At 32.5% G+C, this 17,267-nt stretch carries 16 protein-coding genes and 3 pseudogenes; 1 reads left to right on the forward strand and 18 read right to left on the reverse strand.

Annotated features, from left to right (window positions below; translation table 11 throughout):
- The 11 genes and pseudogenes from JOC47_RS13675 to JOC47_RS13720 form a co-directional block, all read right to left on the reverse strand.
- Positions 1–337: pseudogene (locus JOC47_RS13675) on the reverse strand (IS200/IS605 family accessory protein TnpB-related protein); the annotation flags it as partial.
- A 28-nt stretch (positions 338–365) separates the two neighbouring features.
- Positions 366–854, reverse strand: a pseudogene (locus JOC47_RS13680) (IS607 family transposase); the annotation flags it as partial.
- A gap of 107 nt (positions 855–961) precedes the next feature.
- On the reverse strand, positions 962–2,803 hold the full coding sequence (ltrA, locus tag JOC47_RS13685) for a group II intron reverse transcriptase/maturase (RefSeq protein WP_204702807.1): 1,842 nt from the start codon (positions 2,801–2,803) through the stop codon (positions 962–964).
- Positions 2,804–3,507: 704 nt separating this feature from the next.
- Positions 3,508–3,627, reverse strand: a pseudogene (locus JOC47_RS13690) (MerR family DNA-binding transcriptional regulator); the annotation flags it as partial.
- 65 nt (positions 3,628–3,692) lie between these two features.
- Positions 3,693–3,857 (reverse strand): hypothetical protein, encoded by a 165-nt coding sequence (locus JOC47_RS13695; RefSeq protein ID WP_204702809.1) that lies wholly within the window; start codon positions 3,855–3,857, stop codon positions 3,693–3,695.
- A gap of 71 nt (positions 3,858–3,928) precedes the next feature.
- Positions 3,929–4,174: a YlmC/YmxH family sporulation protein gene (locus tag JOC47_RS13700; protein ID WP_204702811.1), complete on the reverse strand. Its 246-nt coding sequence runs from the start codon at positions 4,172–4,174 to the stop codon at positions 3,929–3,931.
- Between the two features lie 105 nt (positions 4,175–4,279).
- Positions 4,280–4,741, reverse strand: coding sequence for a dUTP diphosphatase (dut, locus tag JOC47_RS13705; RefSeq protein ID WP_204702813.1), 462 nt, complete (start codon positions 4,739–4,741; stop codon positions 4,280–4,282).
- Positions 4,742–4,763: 22 nt separating this feature from the next.
- The gene (locus JOC47_RS13710; RefSeq protein ID WP_338035356.1) at positions 4,764–5,606 is read right to left on the reverse strand and encodes a VanW family protein; all 843 of its coding nucleotides are present in this window, start codon (positions 5,604–5,606) and stop codon (positions 4,764–4,766) included.
- 52 nt (positions 5,607–5,658) lie between these two features.
- Positions 5,659–5,889, reverse strand: coding sequence for a divergent polysaccharide deacetylase family protein (locus tag JOC47_RS15580; protein WP_239551266.1), 231 nt, complete (start codon positions 5,887–5,889; stop codon positions 5,659–5,661).
- 17 nt (positions 5,890–5,906) lie between these two features.
- Entirely contained in the window at positions 5,907–6,392 is a 486-nt protein-coding gene (locus JOC47_RS13715) for a polysaccharide deacetylase family protein (RefSeq protein ID WP_239551268.1), read from the reverse strand.
- 2 nt (positions 6,393–6,394) lie between these two features.
- Positions 6,395–7,174 carry a polysaccharide deacetylase family protein gene (locus tag JOC47_RS13720; protein WP_204702817.1) on the reverse strand — a complete coding sequence of 260 codons (780 nt, stop codon included), beginning with the start codon at positions 7,172–7,174 and terminating at the stop codon, positions 6,395–6,397.
- A gap of 153 nt (positions 7,175–7,327) precedes the next feature.
- Between JOC47_RS13720 and JOC47_RS13725 the strand changes: the two genes are divergently transcribed.
- On the forward strand, positions 7,328–8,062 hold the full coding sequence (locus JOC47_RS13725; protein WP_204702819.1) for an N-acetylmuramoyl-L-alanine amidase family protein: 735 nt from the start codon (positions 7,328–7,330) through the stop codon (positions 8,060–8,062).
- A 41-nt stretch (positions 8,063–8,103) separates the two neighbouring features.
- Here the strand turns inward: JOC47_RS13725 and JOC47_RS13730 are convergent, their stop codons facing one another.
- The 7 genes from JOC47_RS13730 to ftsA all read right to left on the reverse strand — a co-directional run bounded on the left by JOC47_RS13730 (position 8,104) and on the right by ftsA (position 17,196).
- On the reverse strand, positions 8,104–11,430 hold the full coding sequence (locus JOC47_RS13730) for an alpha-amylase family glycosyl hydrolase (protein ID WP_204702821.1): 3,327 nt from the start codon (positions 11,428–11,430) through the stop codon (positions 8,104–8,106).
- 716 nt (positions 11,431–12,146) lie between these two features.
- Positions 12,147–12,422: a hypothetical protein gene (locus JOC47_RS13735; protein WP_204702823.1), complete on the reverse strand. Its 276-nt coding sequence runs from the start codon at positions 12,420–12,422 to the stop codon at positions 12,147–12,149.
- Between the two features lie 79 nt (positions 12,423–12,501).
- Positions 12,502–12,822, reverse strand: a complete 321-nt coding sequence (locus JOC47_RS13740; protein WP_204702825.1) for a hypothetical protein — start codon at positions 12,820–12,822, stop codon at positions 12,502–12,504.
- 14 nt (positions 12,823–12,836) lie between these two features.
- The gene (gene sigE, locus JOC47_RS13745) at positions 12,837–13,559 is read right to left on the reverse strand and encodes an RNA polymerase sporulation sigma factor SigE (protein WP_439109079.1); all 723 of its coding nucleotides are present in this window, start codon (positions 13,557–13,559) and stop codon (positions 12,837–12,839) included.
- Between the two features lie 46 nt (positions 13,560–13,605).
- Entirely contained in the window at positions 13,606–14,517 is a 912-nt protein-coding gene (gene spoIIGA, locus JOC47_RS13750) for a sigma-E processing peptidase SpoIIGA (RefSeq protein ID WP_204702829.1), read from the reverse strand.
- Positions 14,518–14,759: 242 nt separating this feature from the next.
- Positions 14,760–15,881, reverse strand: a complete 1,122-nt coding sequence (ftsZ, locus tag JOC47_RS13755) for a cell division protein FtsZ (protein WP_204702831.1) — start codon at positions 15,879–15,881, stop codon at positions 14,760–14,762.
- Between the two features lie 28 nt (positions 15,882–15,909).
- Positions 15,910–17,196, reverse strand: a complete 1,287-nt coding sequence (gene ftsA, locus JOC47_RS13760) for a cell division protein FtsA (protein WP_204702833.1) — start codon at positions 17,194–17,196, stop codon at positions 15,910–15,912.
- Positions 17,197–17,267 lie beyond the last annotated feature (71 nt).

A 17,267-nucleotide genomic window follows, 5' to 3' on the forward strand; every position in this document is an offset into this window, starting at 1 on the left:
ATTTAAAATTACCTCGTACTTTTCTAATAGTCATGACGAGGTTATCTTTTTTAAGTTGTTTCCCAACTTCAATTAAATCCTGCATTAGATCATGACCTTTATATTTTTCTTTCATGTAGGCTACTTTTTCAGCATGTTTCCCACCTTTGGTATCTCTAATCACTGCTCTCATTACATAAGGATTAGAGATCAACTTTCTATCCCCAATCTCTTGTTTATAATCTTGCTCTAGTAAAATAAGCAGCATATTCTCAAAATGTCGGGTTAGATATACCTTATCAATTGCAAATTCTTTAAAGTCTTGATCTTTGATTAATATTTTGCTTGTGCGCAGCATCTATTCTTCTCCTTTAACTTTAAAATAGTTAATCAATAGTAAATAATTCTTTATTACTTGTCTTAATTTTTTTAGATTTATGACTTCGACTTCCATATAATTTAGCTGAAAATACTGTAATAATTGACAATACATCCTCTACTAATTCTTCCTGATAACTTTTATCTTCAGTATAGTTTATTATTTCAATTTTGACATCATTTAACTCGCATATCTGTTCAAACATTTCATAACCAAACCTGATAAGTCTATCTTTATAATTCACTACAATTCTTCCAATTTCCCTACTTTCAATTAATTTAATAAGTTCTTTAAGTCCTTTTTTCTTATAATTAAGACCACTAACTATATCTTTAATAATCCTGAATTGATAACCATTAGCTGTACAATAACTAGAAACTTTATCTATTTGTCGTTCTAAATCTTCTTTTTGACTATTACTAGAAAATCTGCAATAGCCAATAGTTAATCGGCTGTGATTATCCTCTTTAGTTTGAAAAGCAATTAACTTCTTTTTGCATAGAGATAGGTAAGCCTTCAATAGTAGTGTTACCCATTTTCAGCCTTTCCCCCTCTTCACACCTAGCGTGAGATTTTCAAACTCACTAGGCGTTCCATAATAGTCTAAGTTGGTTCGATACAATCATTTCCTGCCTTAGCTCGAAGTTTGTTGAGTTTACTCAAGGCATCTTCATCAAAAATCACTTTCACCTTATCATAGTAGCGATTAATTGTTTCTACTTTAGTAGCGTGGATTAACTTGTGTATATCATATTTAACTAGACACAAGTTCCTATAAGTGTCTTTACCACCATCATCTCGTGGTTTCTTATGATGACACTCTACATCTCCAATTTCTAAAGGCATACCAGTAATAAAGCAACAACCATTTTGACCAGAATATCTGGCAACTCGGTTGTCATTGTATTCTACTGTTTCACCCTGAACAGGATTTTCAACTAAATATTTTAACACTACTGGCGATACACTTCTGAGTTTCTCGTGTATTTTCTCTCTTCCCGTCCTGGTGTAATCACATATCTCCTGTGAGAATTTCTTAGGAGCATTAAATATTACACCTGCTATTGGAAATATTCTAATACCCGCTACATAATAAGATTTATAGTTATACTCTCTATAAAACTTTAGGAAAGCCTTTGATTCAGTCCCCTTTCTACTTAAAACTGACCTAAGACGATTCTCTAGGGTTCTATTGACTAAAAAGGCAATCTCTGAGAAATCCTTATTTACAAGACTAGCCATTGAATAATAATTGTGCATACCAAGTATCATTGAATTTAACTTTGACACCTGTTTAGTTGTGGTTTCCTGTCTAATCTGTCTGATTTGTTTCTTCAATTTATCAGCAAGTTTCTTTTTAACTCCATTGGCTATTCTCGTCCTTGTCACATAGCTATTACCTTTCTTAACAACTCTCAATTTAATACCCAAAAATTCTGTATAGGTTCTTTTAAGGTTAGTAATTTTAGTCTTCTTTTTATTCACATCAAGGTTTAATCTTTCTTTTAACCATTTAATTGTGGCTACTTTCATCTTACTAGCAGTTTCATAATCTCTGCACATAATCTTCAGGTCATCAGCATATCTAACAATGTATACTTCTTTAAGATTTGTTTTCTTTAATGCTCTGTATTTACTATTAGGATGATATTGTTGTTTACGCTGAAAAGTCTCCCATTGGTCCGATCCCCACCAATCTAATTCGTTTAGTACTATATTTGATAATAGAGGTGAGATAATTCCACCTTGAGGAGTTCCTTTGTTTGGAATACCCTCACCTTCAATTTCAGCTTTAAGCATATTTCCTAGTATAGAGATTAACTCTTTATCTTTTATACCCATAGCCCACAATTGCTTTTTTAACTTAGAATGGTCTACATTATCGAAGAAAGATTTTATATCAACATCTACTGAATAGTGTAATTTACTATTCCACGTAAGGTACTCCATTCTAGCTATAGCGTGTTTTGTTGACCTATTGGGTCTAAAACCATAACTATATTTGTGAAACTTAGCTTCACAAATAGGTTCTAAAATCTGTTTTATACATTGTTGGATTAGTCTGTCCTCCATTGTAGGAATTCCTAGAGGTCTTTTTCTACCATCATCCTTTCGAATATATTCTCTTCTAACTGGTTGTGGCTGATAATATTCCAACCTATTCCTTACATAGTCAACTATCTCTTGAGAAGTCCATTTCTCTAAATCCTCAATGGTAGTATTGTTAGTTCCTCTAGTTTTACTACCCGTATTTCTCTTGATATTACGATAAGCAAGTAAAATATTCTTCCTTGAAGTTATATGCTCCATTAAATTCTTAAAATCATAACCTTTTTGACTATACTTATACAGTTTATCCTGAATATCTTGGGTATTATAGTACTCGTTATTTCTTAGCTTCTGTTTCTTTGGACACTCAACGAGTTCCTTTGCTAACGCAGTCATAAGTCGGCTAAAACCTCCTTACAGAGACTTCACCTTTCTTAGTCTTACGAGAACCTTATGTCAAAAACGATATATCTTATAACTTAAAATATTAACTATTGGCTATTTACTGCCAACCCTTTCACCAACATTAAGGTATGTTATGATTTTCATACCACTATTTCATAGGTGTTAAGACCTCTATATTGTTAGCTTTCCTTGTTCCAAAAGACCTCACCTTTACATATACCCTTAAATCTCTCCTATAAGCCTGTATGTTTTATATATACCCTACGAGTATATAAGGATTTTCATAATATGAATTCTTACTTGTCCCACACACCTCAAACTTTGTTGATATAATCATTTCTGATTATTTTGCGTTTAGACCCGTACATTCAGAGATTCGTCAGTACTCTATTCAAGCACATTCTAATCATAGGTATTTTATAGGCGACCGAGTTATCTTAACCTTACCTACCTCTAGGTACATTTCCTTTCAATCTTATGATTAAATTAGGGATTAATCTCACTCGACTTCACCGAGCTTATCACATCAGATATCTTAACATAACTAATGCAATTCGGAGTATTATCGACAGCCCTTCAAGGCGTTACCCTATCATTTGACTGTTTAGGTCTTTCAGTTCTAATTATCCTCTTGATAACTAGGCAATTCTTTTAAAATTACAACAAGTCGCACTCATATCGCAACAAGTCGCACTATATCTTCTATGCCCACCTACAGTACGTTCAGGAACTAATTTCCCTTCTTTATCCCAACGCCTCAGAATTGAAATTGCAACTCCTAAAAAATTAGCTGCTTCTTTAATTGATAGTTTCATTTTTATCATCTATTAATAATATAACCAAAATCTATCTATTTATACATCAAAATAAGTATATTTGATTATAAATAATTAAACTGTTTAGAAGCCCCATATTCTACATCTTCTCCTCCAGTACATTTACTTACTACTGAAATATCATCAGCAGTTAAACCTACTTCTTTTAAATTTATAACTGCTTGATAAGCAGCAGAATAATCTTCAAAACTCCCTACAACTAACTCCATTTTTATCCCCCCTAATTCTACTATTAATTTTAGCTTATGCACAAACAAATTTTTTATCCAAAATAAAAAAATCATTCTTCATTCCCTAAATTAATAACTATTACCTCAGCTCCAATCTTGACAATAGAATCCCAAGGTATTTCCAAAAAATGTTCTTCCCCTAAGAAATCAAAAATCCCCTTTTCAACTGGGATTAATAATGAATTCAAATTTCCTGTTTCCTGCTCAAAAGTCAATTCAACTTCTGCTATTAAACCTAGTTTTTCTCCCGTCGCTAAATTTATTATTTCTTTACCCTGAAGTTGTCTTAAGTTCACTTTTTATAGCACCACCTATCATAAAGAAGTTTATATTATATTTTATGCACTTTAAAATGCAAATAATTACTTACAAAAAAATAAAAAAGATCGGCAAGAGCAATCTCACCGACCAGTTGATCCAAGACCACCTTCTCTACTTTTCTTCGTTTGATCTTGATCTACAGTTAAATATTTTTCAAAGATCCCCTGACAAATCCTAGTACCTGCTTTAAAAGACAACTTTTCTTGGGAACTATTATACAATCTAATCCCAATATTCCCATCATTATCAGGGTTAGAATAATAATCAGCATCAATAATCCCCACATTATTAGCAAGCATTAAACCATGTTTAAACCCTAATGAACTCCTAATATATATTTTTAAGACTTCATCATCCTGCATATAAGCTTTAATATTAGTGAAAAAAGTAGTATAATCCTGCGGCGGAATCTCCAAATCTATCGGAGTTTTAATATCATATCCCGCGCTCTTTTCAGTCGCTCGCTGTGGAATAAACCCTTCCTCATCATATTTTCTTGCTGTTTCAACTACATGTTCAAAACCACGTTGTCTATTTCCCATATCGAAATACCTCCTACATAGATTAATTTTTATTCCCTAATAAACTTACATTGAGCAAATCACCTTTCACTTCTGCTTTAATTATAATCGGATTATCCAAAGTATTTTTGAATTTTAAATCTAAATACTTCCAAGCAACTGCAGCATCTTGTCCCTGGGGAACATAGCCTACTTCTTTAGAATGGAGATGTCGCTCAACTATTTTTAAATTTTGCTTTGCAATTGCATTATAAAGAGTAGTAGAAACTTGACAAATACCCCCACCTACTCCTAAAGTTAATTTACCCCGGACTATTTGAGGTGATTCTTTAAAACCCCTTATTTTAGTTCGTGGGCTAACTTCTTGATTAAATGAAAATATTTCCCCAGCAGTTACTAAAGTATTATTAATCAATTGCGTTGCTAATTTAATATTATCCTTGCGATTTTCCGACCCAGTAATACGAGTTTGATACGTAGAGATCTTTTCTGTCAAGCACAGTAAATCTTCTGCTAGCAAATAAGGAATGACTTTATAATCCACTGCTTCTATTTCTTCTTTACTTCGGGCACTAAATATTTTATCAACTGTTGCTGTAATGTCAATGATTTTTCCCGCAGTTCCAGGGATTACAGCACCAGTTTCTTCATTAATTGTTGCCGGCAGGGGATATCTTACATTATGCTTAGCATAACTACTAATTACTGCTACTACTTCTTTGCGGAGATTTCTTCCTAAATTATAATTATAAAACTTAACTTCAGGCTCTACTCCCCAAATAATACGTCTGATTCTATCTAATTCTCCAATAATCCCTAATATCAATCCCGTTAATAAAATAATAATAAAAGTAATTATTAAACTGCGCCAGACAAATTTAACCACCTCCAAACGAACTGTAATCATTTAAATTAAGTGAGTAATTGAATATTATTGATTACTCACTTAACAATTGACTAATCGTAACTAATTTATATCCCTTATCCTTTAAACCTGCTATCATCTTAGGTAAAGCTTCAACAGTTGCTTTAGTCGGATGCATTAATACAATCGCTCCATTTTCTGCTTTAGGTACTACTCTTTCAACTATCACTTCCGGTTCTGGTCGCTGCCAATCAATAGTATCAACTGTCCACATAATAGTTTTATAACCAATCTTATGCGCCACTTTAACAATTCTTTGGTCTACTTCACCATAAGGGGGGCAAATAGACTAGTTTTATAGTCTGCATTATCTTGGATTAAATCTTCATTCTTTTTTATCAATGCAATTAATTCTTCTTCTACTAACTTTTGAGGATGTCGATGACGATAACCATGATTACCTAATTCATGACCAGCTTCTTTGATTTCTACTACTAACTCCGGAAATTTTTCCACCCAATTACCTACTAAAAAAAAAGTGGCTGCTACCTCTTCATCAGCTAAAATTTCTAACATCTGTGGAATATATTCAGTCCCCCAAGCTACATTAACTGCTAATGCCATTTGATCTTTATCACTTGGCCCTTGATAATAAGCTTTAGGCTGCGGATTAAACACCGCCTGCTCTGACTTAGTATTATCAAATTCAATCACTCCATAACTAACTAAAATAACTGTTAATAGCAAAGAAAAAATAACTTGCCGATTTAAAGGCAAATAAAAAAATTTAATTTTTTTATGGGACATAATTATTCAACTCCTTTATGCTGTTTTTGTAAACCAGAGTGAGATTCTATATAGTAATTATCTTTATAAATCAATTCAGATAAGGGTACAATTTCATAACCTTCTTGTTTAATTTTGGGAAGCAATTTTTTTAAAGCTTCAGTAGTATTTTGACCATTATTATGCATAAGTACAATTTCTCCAGGACTTAAATTTTTCATCACTGTTTTAACAATAAACTCTGTACTGACATCTTTCCAATCTAATGAGTCGATACTCCACTGTACTATATGATAATCCTGTTGACGACTTGTTTTAATTAAGCGATTATTATATTCTCCAAAAGGGGGGCGAAATAAATCTGGCTTCTGACCTGTTAGTTCTTTAATCAATTCTGCCGTTCTATTTAATTCTTGAATAATCTCTTCTGTCCCTAATTGAGCCATATGAGGATGAGTATAACTATGATTCCCTACTTCATGACCATTAGCAGCTATTTCCTTAACTAATTGAGGGTTCTCCTCCAACCAATTACCCCCAAAGAAAAAAGTGATATTTACATCATGGTCACGCAATGTTTTAAGTATTTCAGGGGTTTTTTTAGCCCCCCACATTCCATCAAGAGTAATAGCTACTTTCTTTTCTGGTGTATCTACTTTATAAATTGGTACCAAGCGATTACTACTAACTCTCATCGCTTCAGGTAAATTAAAATCATCAATCCATAATCCCAATAAGAAAAAACTAATACTAAATACTAAACATAAAATCAATAAATCGCGTTTAGCTAACTCAATTTCCATGTTATCTCCTCTCCTTTTACTTACTCTGCTATCTATTTATGCAATTATAAACCTAATTATCACCTTTCCAACAAAATGGAAATTTTTACTGCTAATTATTGCCAATCGTTTCTCATATAATTTTATATCCCCCATAGATAAGGAGTGAAAAAAATGAAAAGAATTTGGTTTTTATTTATTTCTATTAATAAAATTTTTCTATTTTTAATTATTATTTTTGTTATTAGTTTCAGTGCAAATTTGCTTATCAATTTTACTAATAACGCTATTACAGTTAATGGCCAATTGAATAAAAAAGTCATTATTGACCCTGGTCATGGTGGTATGGATTCTGGAGCCCATCACAAAGAAATCTTAGAAAAGAATATTAACTTAGCTATTGCTAAAAAATTAGCTAAAAAACTAAGCGATAGCAATGTTCAGGTCAAATTAACCCGCAATAAAGATAAACTATATCAAAATAATAGACAAAAAGATCTGCGGCATAGAATTAAAGTGGCCAATACTTCACAAGCTGATTTATTGATTAGTATCCATGTCAATAGTTTTCCTAGTTCTAAATCTTTTGGAGGAGAAACATATTATAGTGAAGGCTCTAAGGAAGGAAAAAAATTAGCATCAGCTATCCAAGAACAATTACTTAAAATTCAACCTAAGAATTACCGCACAATTAAAACTGCTCCCTATTATGTTCTTGAAGAAAGCAATATTACTGCCGTTTTAATAGAGGTAGGATTTATCAGTAATCCTCAAGATAGAAAAAGAATTACTAATTCCCAAGAACAAGAAAAAATTGCTGAAGCAATTACAACTGGAATCATCAATTATTTTAACAACAATCTCCATCTCTTACCTAAAAAAAGCTCTAGTTTTAGTGAATATCACTAAAACTAGAGCTTAAAATCAATTATCTATTTTTCATTAAATTTTTATTCTATACTTTTCCCAGCAAATTTTTCAATCAATATAACTCCATTAACTGCTTCAAATTGCACCATAGCATCTTTCACCACAGCAGTCCGACCAGTATAGAAATTGTGGACTTCTGTTCCATCTGCAAATATATCTTTTACTCTAACTTTTTCTCGGCCGTTAGCATTAACTTTAAATACTACTTTATCTTCAATTCTTCCATCATTATCCCGATCCCAAGTTCGCCCATAAGTGTTCTTAGCTAGCTCTATTTGTTGACCTGCACCTACAGCTGGATGTTCTTTCCTAAACTGCCCTAATTTTCGCCAGTGCCGCAATACTTTTTGCTTTTGTTTATCCCAAGGATAATCAGCCTTGGCTGCTTGTTGAGGGGTTAAATAAGCCGGAGCACTTCTATTAATTTCATCTCCATAAAATATTTGTACAGCCCCTGGAGTTAATAATAATTTAGTTCCGGCAGTAATTTTGTCATTCATTCCTGCCAAACCGCGATTCATAGATGAAATATAGCTTAATACATTAAAGTGGTCGTCATTATTGATCTTAATTGCATAATTACCCCAGAGTTGACCTATCTGCTCTATAGATTGTTGATTAGAAAAATGAGTATTTAATAAAGCATCAAAATCTGTCATTTGGTCTTGATTATTATCATTATAATAATCATTCTTTACCACACCATGATTATTAACTTCTCCTAACAACCAAAAATCTTCATTCCATTTAGCTCCAGGAGATTGAGGATGACTCTGACGCCAATTTTTTAAAGCTTGCTGGGCTGCTCCTTTTAACTCTCCCCATCTCTCTTTACCTACATTAGAAACTGCCCGGCATCTAAATCCATCAATTCCAAATTCTCTAACCCAGGCTGATAACCACTTAATTAAATAATCTCTAGGAGCAATTCCTAAATCCTTTCTTAAACTTTGCGCTTCAGGAATTATCCACTGCTGATGATTATTTTTTTCTTGCTGCCACTTCGTTTTCAATACTGGTGGTAATCCTTGGTCTGTATTAACTTCTGTTTTAAAATCCGGGAACCCATGCAAATTTTTAGTCAACTTATCCTTGCCTTCCGAATCATAGCCAGGTAAGTCATAGCGAATCCAATTTGGCCCCCACCAATTAGCCCATTTAGATTGCCCACTTGTATAATCAATCTTATTTTGATAATCTACCCAACTACCACTACTAGTTGGAGCCCAATTGTTACTTAAAGATTTATCAACCCAATTACCAAAATTATATTGATTCATATCCTGAATTGTATTTTTACCAGGATGATTAAGCACTACATCCATTACCACTCTCAAATCATGTTTATGAGCTGTATTCATAAATTTTCTAAATTCAGTAACTGTTCCTATATTTTTATCAATTGCTGTATAATCTAAAGCGTGATATCCATCATAAGCATATTTAGCAAATTCCCCCTTTTTACCTCCACCTACAAAACCATGGACCTGTTCATACGGAGCACTAATAAAAAGAGTATTTACACCTAACTTATCAAAATATCCTGCTTTAATTTTTTCAGTTAAGCCTACAATATCTCCACCATGAAAAGTACCAATTTTACTACCCATAGCATCTACTTGAGGCCGTCCATAAGAATTGTCATTTTCAGTGTTAGCATTATAGAATCTATCTAATAAAACATAATAAGCTGTTGTATTTTGCCAACTAAATCCTTGTTCTAAAGTTTGAGATTCTTCTTTAATTCTCTTAAATTCAAAACTTTTTTCAGACCTTCCTTTTGAATTAACAGCGCTCACTTCTAAAGTAGCAGATTCTCCAACTTCCTTCAAGTAATCTTTCAATTGTATTTTAGTCTCTTGTCCCTGCAAATCAATCTTAGTTCCAGCTAACTCAGCAGATTTAGAGGTAATATGAGCACCAGATACATTAATGGTTATAATTTGACTACCAGGATAAATTCCTCCAGCAGGAGTAATTGAAATTTGAGGTTTACTCAACTTATAAGGTGGTTTAGCATGCCATTTATCACCGTCATACCAAGCATTCTCTGTTGAAGTTGAATTAATTTCTTTTTCTTTCCCATCAAACTGAATTACTAGTTCTTCTTTACTCTGAGGAAGATATCTATCAGCAATCTTAAATAAATACCAATTTTGTGGTGCCTCTGCTGCTGCTTTCATTTTAGCAGGTTGAGTATTACTATACCCCATTTTCTCAGTAATGTTTTCTCCATTTTCAGTCTCAACTACAATGCTCGGAGATTTGTTTTGAGCAGAGTAATAATAAATTCTACTCCCAGAAAATTCAGGGATAGAAGCCTTTCTAGGGCCAACTACATCACTACTAATTCCACTTTCAGCTACCGCCTTAATCCAATAATAATAATTTGTATCATCTTCTATATTTTGATCTAAATAGGTATTCTGTTCTACTACAAATGAAATTTTATTGGCTTGAGAAAAATTATTAGTCTGACTACGATAAATATTATATTTGAGATTTTCATCTTTCCAATTTAATTTCACCTGGGTATCACCTAATATTTGCGTTGAAAAGCGTTGCGGTGCTTCCGGCGCTGATTCCCAAACTACACTAACTCCTAAGCCACCACTGCCATTTTTACAATCCAAATTAATTTTAGTTACTTGATTAGGTAAAACTACTAATTCAGATTTAGTATCACTAAAAACTTCATTTTCCTTGGCGCTTAAAGATAACTTCAAATTATATTGTCCTACTTCTATGTTCTGAGCACTAAAATTAGCTACTGCACTATTATCTTTAGGGTTAACATTAATTTCTTCTGTATATGTTCCTGCATTTTTAGTGACTAAACTTACCGTTCCTGAATCTACATCAGAAGGTAAATTATGCAAATCAACTATTACATTTTTAGTTGCTAAAAACTGTAGCTCATCAACTGATTTAGTAGCATCAGTACTACTGATTACTGCTTGGTCACTGCCTTGGTAAACATAATGTCCTTCATCATCTTTAACCTTAACTTCAATATCATAACTATCATCCAAACTTAAGTCATCAAAGCTAAAAACAACTTCTGATGCATCTGCACTCACATCTTTATCATCTTGTTCCACTAAATTGTGATTTTCATTGTTAGTGATAGTTATTTCAACATTAGATAAATCAATTTGGTCTTCTACTGCTAAAGCTGAACTACTATTATTAGTAATAATATTTTGTAAATAAACAGTTACTCTTAAAGAACCCGTACTAGTTATAAACTCCTCTTTTTCATTACGCGTATTTGTACAACCTCCTAATACTAATACCAAAATTAACAAAACACTCAGCAGTTGCAGTTTATTCTTTATTATACCCATTAATCCCATCTCCTCTTAATTCAATTTAGCCATATATATCCATATACTTTAAACTAAACAACAATCTACTTTTAGAAATTCCTACTTCGCTTATTATCTCTCATCCATAAGCCCAATGAATAATTGCCCTTTAATATATTATAACATATTTATATTTCATTTACTACATTATGCCTATTTTTCAAACTATTTCTTGCTATTAAGTATCATAAAAGGTACTCTCTTTTCATTTTCTACTTTGATTTTACAACCATAAATATCTTTTATATTCCGCAGCTTGTCCTGAAAAATTAATTACAAATACTAATAGAGTGATTATGAGTATTTGTAATATTTTCCATCATAGTTTATTTCATTTACAATGCGCTTATATTATTAATTGTATTATAATTAACCAAGGTCTTCAACAACTTATCTATATAAAACTTCACTTTGTAAGTGAAGTTTTATAGTAACAAGTAATAAGAAAAGAGTGATGAGTAGAAAATCAAAAACAAAGTCAAAATCAAGTTCAAAACCTTTCATTTCAAAGGAATTTAAATGGGGTTTGAGGTTTTGACTTTAAGGTTTTTACTCATTACTGATTACTTTTTACTCGTCACTATAAAGTTGCACTGAAAGTGCAACTTTATATAGACAAATCGCGAGCTATAATAACTCGCGATTTGTCTTCAACCTACCTCTATAGACTTACTTTGCTGATTAGAACTATTTTCTTATGCTGTTTCTAATTCCTTAAGCCAATTTTCGTCTAACTCATCAAATATCTCTGTGGGAATCAAGTATATATAGCCTTCGAATTCTAAAAATTGATGTCTAGTCCATTCTTTGAATTTATTTTCTCTCTTCTCTGCTCCCGAGTCTATTAAATACTCACAAATTTTCTTATATCTCATCTTTTCTGGCATATTATCAATCTTGCGTTTTGAAATAGCAAAAAACTCCTGCATCAATTCTGCACTAGTCATTATTTCATCATTCATTAATTTCATTTCAATTCCCCCAATTAGTTGATTTTTATAGTATATTTTTAGAATATATAAGTTAAACTTCTAATTTTTATATCAGTCTTTAGCTAGCAACTTTAGAATTACTCTTATGCGTACCACTATCCTCTTCTACAGCCTCTAATTCCTTAATCCAACTCTCATCTAATTCATCAAATATCTCTGTTGGAATCAAATACATATCTCCTTCTAGTTCTAAAAATTCATGCTTAGCATATTCTTCAAGCCGCTTCTCTTTCTTCTTAGCTCCAGCATCTATTAGATATTCACAGATCTTTTCATATCTTACCTTTTCTGAAATATTATTAATCATTCTCTCTGACATAGCAAAAAACTCTTTCATCAACTCTGCACTAGTAAGAACCTCATTACCTATCATTTTCATTTGCATCGCCCCCATTATTTCATTTTTTTAATTTGTTTTTGTAATTTATTAATAATCCGTTTCTCCAAACGGGAAATATAAGATTGAGAAATACCTAAAACATCAGCTACTTCTTTTTGAGTTAATTCTTGTTTGTCTTTGCGTAACCCAAAACGTAAAATCATGATTTTTCGCTCTCGTTGGGTTAAACTTTCCATCGCCTCTAATAATAATTCTCTATCTACTTCCTCTTCAATATACTTATAAATTAATTCTATATCTGTTCCTAATACATCAGATAATTTCAACTCGTTCCCATCCCAATCTACATTTAATGGTTCTTCAAAGGATAGTTCTGATTTTTTCTTATTATTTTTTCTAAGATACATTAAAATTTCATTTTCAATACATCGTGAAGCATAAGTAGCAAGTTTGATATTTTTACTTACATCAAAAGTATTCACTGCTTTAATCAATCCAATCGTTCCAATAGATACTAAATCTTCAATATCAATTCCCGTATTATCATATTTACGAGCAATATAAACAACTAAACGCAAATTACGTTCAATCAATACCCCTCTAACCGTCTTATCTCCCTCCTCTAATTTAGCCAATAAATAGTCTTCCTCTTGATTAGACAGAGGGGGTGGCAGAGTTTGACTACTGCCTACATAAAATATTTTTTTGGCTTGATAAAGCCCTAAAATTTGTAATAACTTAATCACATATAATCTAAGTTTCCAACTTACTTTCATTAACACCTTAGTCATCAGAAAATTCCTCCTAATTAATTTTTTAAACTTAAGTTCCAGACATCTTAAATAATTCCGGATTTAATAAAGCTTGATAGTCATCATTTTGATTTAATTTACCCTTTTTTAACGCTATTATAGCACGATCAGTACTTAATTCCTCTTCTTTAGTTTTAATTAAAATTTCATCAGGCCTGAATCCGATCAGCATTCCATTTTCTGCTCCCAAAGAAGAAAATGGAATTAATCTAAAACGTTTGGCCCAAGATGTTTCAATATCTTGCTCAAATAATAAACTTTGATCTGCTTCAGCTGATTCTAATAATTTAATTACTTCTACTGGCAATAAATCAGCCAATGCTTCTAATTCTACTACAATCACTGGAATCTTAGTTAAGGGATCTTGCAAATGATTACCAGTGTCTACTAAGGCAACTAGTTCTTCAACTTGTTCACCAAAAGTAATTTCAATTCCTAAACAAAAAATATTCGGTAGTATCTTTTGTTGAATAAATATCCAACCAAATTGTCCAATAATAATAATAAATAATGAAGCAAAAATTATTAGCCATAAATTATCAGGTGAAATACTTAAAATTCCAGCTAAGCTATTTAAAGGCGAACCACCTGTTAAATTATAGAGAGCTAAAATACCTCCTGCAGTAGCAAAAGTAATTAAATAAAAGTAACCTACTACCTTAAAAAACTTTTTTACTTTTAAAGGAGCAAATGAACCTAAAATCATGAGCATAGAAATAATAATATGAATAAAAATCCGGTTTAAAAAACTAAATTGCGGTAAAATAACTAAAATTGTATAACAAGTACCTAATAATGAAACTAACAACAAACGCCAAATCTTATATTTTAAATCTGATAATTTAGCTGCAGCCCATAGTAATAAATAATTCATCATTAAATTAACACCTAATAATAAATCTAAATAAACAACTAATTTCATGCAGTAATTATCCCCATCCTTCCCTATATAATAAATATGTTATAAGACATTAAAAATATAACTAATAAAACAAATAAACTAAGCACTATTAAATCACCATTAAAAAACTGTTTTCGACAATAATTTAGCAATTATTGAATTTTATCATTTTTTCTCTTACATCTTATATTTTATTACTACATCTTATATTTTCTTGTCGAAATAAAAAATCTCGATGCCCCTAGGGACATCGAGATTTGAAATCATCTATTCTTATTTCTCCGCAGGAATGCGGGTATATCTAAATCATCATCTCCAAAAGATTGAATATCAAAATCATCTTCTGGCTTTTGTTGTTGTTTTTTTCTATTAGATTCTGACTTTTCTTCTTCTTCAACTGACTGCTCAGCAGGTTGTTCTTGTTCTCCACGGTCAAAACCCGTAGCAATAACTGTAACTTTAACTTCATCATTTAATTCTTCATCTACTACTGAACCTAAAATAATATTTGCTTCTGGGTCTGCTACTTCAGAAATAACCTTCGCCGCTTCGTTAGCCTCATGTAATCCTAAATCTGAACCACCAGTAATATTTAATAATACTCCTTTTGCACCTTCAATTGAAGCCTCTAATAACGGAGAAGCAATTGCTGTTCTAGCTGCTTCAACAGCTCGATTATCACCTGTAGCAGTTCCAATACCCATTAAAGCAGAACCTGCATCAGTCATAATTGTTTTTACATCAGCAAAATCAAGATTAATTAAGCCCGGAATAGTTATTAAATCAGAAATACCTTGTACGCCTTGTCTTAACACGTCATCAGCAGTTTGAAATGCTTCTACTAAGCTAGTCTGTTTCTCTACGACATCTAATAGACGATCATTAGGAATAATAATTAAAGTATCAACCTTTTCTTTTAATCTTTCAATCCCATTTTGAGCTTTTTTCATTCTCTGACGACCTTCAACAGTAAATGGTTTAGTCACAACTCCAACTGTTAAAGAGCCTAAATCTTTAGCTATTTCAGCAATAACTGGAGTCGCTCCTGTACCAGTTCCACCGCCCATTCCTGCTGTAATAAATACCATATCTGAACCTTCCAATGTTTCAGCGATCATATCTTCACTTTCTTCAGCTGCTTGACCACCAATTTCAGGATTAGCACCTGCTCCTAAGCCATTAGTTAATTCATCTCCAATCTGTAAAGTGATCTCAGCATTAGAGGAAACTAAAGCTTGACCATCAGTATTAACTGCTACAAATTCAACACCTTTAAGTCCTGAATCAATCATGCGGTCAACAGCATTATTCCCACCACCGCCTACTCCTACAACTTTTATATCAGCAAATTGTTCCATTTCTGAATCAAATTCGAAAGTTGACATTTATAATGTCCCTCCTTAATCTCCTGAATTAAAACACACTTTTAAACCAATCTTTAACCCTATTAATAAAGTTTTCCATCAATTTATCTTCATCTTGATTTTGGGATACATCATTTAATCCCATTTCTGCACCATAACGAACTAATCCTACTGCTGTAGAAAAGATTGCTCCACTTTCTTCAGACATATGATTATAATCTTCACCTAAATCATATATAGAGCCATCTAAGTAATCTAATAAGCCATCCAAATTATTAGGCTTGCCACTTCTAACTGGCATCTCTAATTTTTGTGATACAAAATCAGGCAATCCTTTCAACAACGAACCTCCTCCAGTGATTACCATTCCAGCTGGAACCAAATCTTGGCATTTTCCTTTCCTCAATTCATCATTTACCATAGTAAATATTTCATCAATCCGAGGTTCTATAATTTCAGCCAATCTTTGGCGTGAAACTGTTCGCTGTTGTGCTCCAGAAGTATCTACAATATCAATTTCTTCATCTGCATCAACTAACCTAGCTTCAGCCGAACCATGTATGATTTTTATTTTTTCAGCATTAGTCTTAGGAGTTCTGAGGCCTACAGCTATATCACTTGTAACATGATCACCACCGACAGGCAAAATAGCCGTATACCAAATGCTACCTTCTTTAAATACAGCAATATCTGTAGTCCCACCTCCCATATCTACGAGCACCACTCCTAGATCTTTTTCACTTTCTGATAAAACAGCTTTACTAGCAGCTAAAGGCTGAAGTACAATATCTTCTACTCCAATCCCAGCTCGATTAACACTTTTAGCTAAGTTCTGAATAGAAGTTACAGAACCAGTAACAATATGGGTTTCTGCTTCTAATCTCACTCCTGCCATCCCTAATGGGTACTTTATATCTTTACAACCATCAACAATATATTCTCTCGGTAAAGCATGAATTATCTCACGCTCAGGCGGAATAGAAATAATCTTAGTTGCATCCATAACTCTTTCAATATCTTCATGAGTAATCTCTTTATTTTCTCCCGTTACAGCCACTACACCATGGCTATTCAGTGAAGAAATATGAGACCCTGCTATACCAACAAACGCAGATTCTAACTCTAGTCCCGCCATTCTTTCTGCCTCATCTACTGATGCTTCAATTGATTTCACAGTATCATCTATATCAACAACCATACCTTTTTTTAAACCTTTAGAAGGGCTAGTCCCAACCCCAATTATATCAGTTATTTCCTCATCAGAAACTTCAGCAATAATTGTACATATTTTAGTCGTTCCCACATCTATACCTGCAACTACATTTCGCGGCGCCACTAAATGCCCTCCTTTCTATAATTAAACCAGACTAAAAACTATCTTGTTTGTTTTTAAATTTGTCTTCCTTT

It is taken from the genome of Halanaerobacter jeridensis (genome assembly GCF_016908315.1).
In the GTDB taxonomy this organism is placed as follows: domain Bacteria; phylum Bacillota; class Halanaerobiia; order Halobacteroidales; family Halobacteroidaceae; genus Halanaerobacter; species Halanaerobacter jeridensis.